The sequence below is a fragment of the Fictibacillus sp. NRS-1165 genome (assembly GCF_050468105.1).
Lineage (GTDB): Bacteria > Bacillota > Bacilli > Bacillales > Fictibacillaceae > Fictibacillus_C > Fictibacillus_C terrinigri.
This window is the reverse complement of record NZ_JBDPNU010000142.1, coordinates 1-3206: the sequence shown is the minus strand read 5'-3', so window position 1 is coordinate 3206 and position 3206 is coordinate 1. Positions and strand designations below refer to the sequence as shown.

5 protein-coding genes and 1 pseudogene are annotated in these 3206 nt (G+C 41.2%); 3 read left to right on the top strand and 3 right to left on the bottom strand.

Annotated features, from left to right (window positions below; all coding sequences use genetic code 11):
• The 3 genes and pseudogenes from ABHN01_RS25230 to ABHN01_RS25220 all read right to left on the bottom strand — a co-directional run.
• A pseudogene (locus ABHN01_RS25230) lies at positions 1-238 on the bottom strand (hypothetical protein); the annotation flags it as partial.
• Between the two features lie 17 nt (positions 239-255).
• Positions 256-408 carry a hypothetical protein gene (locus ABHN01_RS25225; RefSeq protein WP_429877823.1) on the bottom strand — a complete coding sequence of 51 codons (153 nt, stop codon included), beginning with the start codon at positions 406-408 and terminating at the stop codon, positions 256-258.
• 72 nt (positions 409-480) lie between these two features.
• Positions 481-1425 carry a DNA ligase gene (locus ABHN01_RS25220; RefSeq protein WP_429877822.1) on the bottom strand — a complete coding sequence of 315 codons (945 nt, stop codon included), beginning with the start codon at positions 1423-1425 and terminating at the stop codon, positions 481-483.
• A 79-nt stretch (positions 1426-1504) separates the two neighbouring features.
• Here ABHN01_RS25220 and ABHN01_RS25215 point away from each other — a divergent pair, with 79 nt between their 5' ends.
• The 3 genes from ABHN01_RS25215 to ABHN01_RS25205 form a co-directional block, all read left to right on the top strand.
• On the top strand, positions 1505-2401 hold the full coding sequence (locus ABHN01_RS25215; protein WP_429877821.1) for a DNA polymerase domain-containing protein: 897 nt from the start codon (positions 1505-1507) through the stop codon (positions 2399-2401).
• Between the two features lie 150 nt (positions 2402-2551).
• Complete coding sequence (locus tag ABHN01_RS25210) at positions 2552-2983, top strand: SRPBCC domain-containing protein (protein WP_290400501.1); 432 nt, start codon at positions 2552-2554, stop codon at positions 2981-2983.
• Position 2984: 1 nt separating this feature from the next.
• Positions 2985-3206: ArsR/SmtB family transcription factor (locus ABHN01_RS25205; RefSeq protein WP_429877820.1), on the top strand; the 222-nt coding region annotated here is incomplete at its 3' end.

Below are 3206 nucleotides of genomic sequence, written 5' to 3'. Positions count from 1 at the left end.
ACTCTGGCTTATGTAGGCGGCGATCATCAAAAATCACTGTTGTATTAATAAAAACATCACGATTTCCGTAAAGGTTGTAATGGATTATCGCTTTGCCGGCAGCGCCATGAGATGCAGGGTCACTAAATGAGGGGAGAAAAATGAACCATTCCTCTGCCGTCGCAGAACGGAAGTTCTTGGTGAACCTCATTAGATTTATCTCCTTTTCTATTGCTGCGTTCATTTTTGAAGTAGACATAGGCGGCTTCGTTAGATTCATTCCCCAAATTTGTTTTTTTGTTCTCGTGCAGCTAATTCGTCGGGTTGGTCTGCAGTGACCATCTCATGTACTTTACTTGGCGTTTGTTTTGGCCCTATGTTTTTTATTTTATATTGATCGGTATCCGTCTGACCTGTTCTTTCTGACATTTCAATCACTCCTTTAATTGATTTTAGTATGTTGAATTGCGGCTGGATTTATTAAAAGTAACTCTACTCTCTTTAGGTTTCTTCCACAAGGACACATTCTGTCGGAGGCACATCAACAAATGCTTGTATACTCGGCTGACGCAATTTTTGTCCTTCCGTCCATTCTGCAAAATGAATTTTCGCCGTGATATGCGGCTTAACCCAATGTGCGTCAGAATGGCGCCCAACAGAATTAATAAAAGGGGGCTGCTCGATTTCAAGAGGGAGTAATTGCTTCGTTAGTTCCCGCCACTCGAGGACAGAAAGTTTTCCCGTTCCTGTATGGCCTATATAGATAAATTCTCCTGATCGATCGTATAATCCGAGTAAAATGGAGTTCACGATGCCGCCTCGAAGGGTGAAACCTCCGATTGCTGCAATCAAATCACGCGTATTTTTAATTTTTATCCAAACCTCATTCTTTTCACCGATGTAATAACGGCTATCCAGCTGTTTCATAACGATTCCTTCCATGCCCGTCTGTTTAATGGCGTCAAACAAGGCTTCACCATCATCATGTGATCGAACCAGCTGCACGTGTTCATTTGGGATAATTATATTGGATAATAACTTCTGTCTCTCTTTGAAGGGTTGATCAGTTACCCATTCACCATTGTAAAACAGAACATCGAAAATCATGTAGGTGATCGGAACCTGACTTTGAATAGCTGGAATACGGCTTGGGTTACGAATTCCGTCTCTTTTCATCACCTTATGGAAACTGGGCCTGCCGTCATCTGCCAAAGAAATGATTTCACCATCTAATATCACAGAATGAGCAGAACAATAGGAGGGGATATTCGTTAATTCAGGGTAGTTTAACGTTCTTTCACGTCTTTTTCGATTAAATAGATGTGCCTCCCTACCATCGTAATACGTTAAGACATGAACGCCGTCCCACTTGATTTGAGCCGTCCAATCACTCGTTGTCGGGATTCTAGTTGCCATTTTAGGTTCCATCGGTGTGATCGGTTTCAATTATTTCACCTCAGGAATAGTTTGTACGAAACTGATTTACAATATGAACGTTTAATTTAGATCAATGGAGGCATGAAACATGATCGTTCAAGTGGACGGCAGAGAAATCGAGATTACATCACCAGATAAAATCCTCTGGAAGGACTCTCAAACGACAAAGTTGGATTATGTCAACTATCTCTTGCAAGTATGCGATTATATATTGCCTTATACCGAAGATCGGATGTTGATGTACTGGTTGTTTCCTCATGGATTACACCGCTCCAAGATCGAAAAGAGGTCATTGCTTGCCAGCGCTCCGAGTTGGGTATGCAGCACTTTTTACAAAGAGAAGGAAAGAATTTTGCTGAATGATAAGGCTACTTTGATTTGGCTGGCGAATATAGAAGCAATAGAATTGCATGTTCCATTTGACAGGTATGTCCGTCAAGATTATCCCACTGATCTTGTTTTTGATTTAGACCCTTCAAATAACGAAATTGATCTTGCTTTAGAAATCTCCTTAGAATTAAAACAGGTTTTAGATGGAATAGGTCTGAGAAGCACGGTTAAAACCTCTGGAAAAACCGGTTTACATATTTTTGTTCCCATCCAGCCCGATTTTCGATTTGAAGAGACAAGGTTAATCAATAAATTTGTTGCAGACTATATGCTTGAAATGTATAGCCAAAAGGTCACTATTGAAAGAGTAAAAGAAAGAAGAGGTACAAAATTATATCTTGATTATCTTCAGCTATGGAGGGGCAGAACAATAGCTGTTCCTTATTCCATTCGCGCAGCAAACGATGCTTTAGTTTCAACACCAGTTACATGGGAGGAAGTAAGTCAGGGGTTCAAACCTTGTCATTTTACATTGGAAAGAGTACTAAACCGTATCAAGGAAAAAGGAGATATTTTCAGGCCGGATGAAGCAGTAAGAAATCAAAACAATGAACGGATTAGTCGAATATTAACCATGCTTCAATCCCGAAATTGAATAGATTGATCAGAGGAAATGATGAAACTGGATTTAATGATTTACTGAACAGGGCGTCTAATTTGCTTAAATGTGCTACCTATAGGTTGCACTTTTAAGCATTATGTGCTACGATTTGGTTGCACATATAAAAACAAGGAGGAATGGTAAATGGATAATGATAGAATCGAACGAGAAATTTTCATTGCTGCTTCTATCCAAACAGTTTGGATGTTGATTAACCAGCCTGCATGGTGGGTGGGAGATGCCCCGGGACCTGACAGAGTACAGGTCGATGGAAATCGTGTAGTGGCTGAAACAAAGTACGGTAAATTCCCTGTATTAATTGAACAAATGGATCGGCCGAACTGCCTTGCGTGCCGATGGGCAAGTTCATTCCCTGGAGAGGAACCAACAGAAGGAAATTCTACACTAGTTGAGTTTACATTGACTGAAAAAGATGGAGGGACTCTCCTGAAGGTGGTTGAAAGCGGTTTTTCCAAGCTTTCCGTTTCAGAGCTGGAGCAACGTAAATTTCTACAAGGAAATGTGTCCGGATGGCTACAGCAATTGGAAGTTTTGAAGAAGCGGGCGGAGCAATGAAATGGTATCAACAGATGAGACTCATTTTGAAAATGTTTTAATTGCTTTAGCAGACCCCACTCGCCGCCAATTGCTTACCTTAATTGCTGCTCGCGGGAAAGCTTCCGCAACGGCATTAGCTGCGACGGTCACTGTATCTCGCCAGGCTGTTGTCAAGCACTTAACTGTCCTTAATGGAGCTGGATTAGTGAAAAAGGACCGGATTGGACGGGAAGTGCTATTC

Bases quoted from the DNA above. Each gene is read 5' to 3' on its own strand.
- ABHN01_RS25225 (WP_429877823.1), bottom strand. From the start codon at position 408: ATGTCAGAAAGAACAGGTCAGACGGATACCGATCAATATAAAATAAAA.
- ABHN01_RS25215 (WP_429877821.1), top strand. From the start codon at position 1,505: ATGATCGTTCAAGTGGACGGCAGAGAAATCGAGATTACATCACCAGAT.
- ABHN01_RS25210 (WP_290400501.1), top strand. From the start codon at position 2,552: ATGGATAATGATAGAATCGAACGAGAAATTTTCATTGCTGCTTCTATC.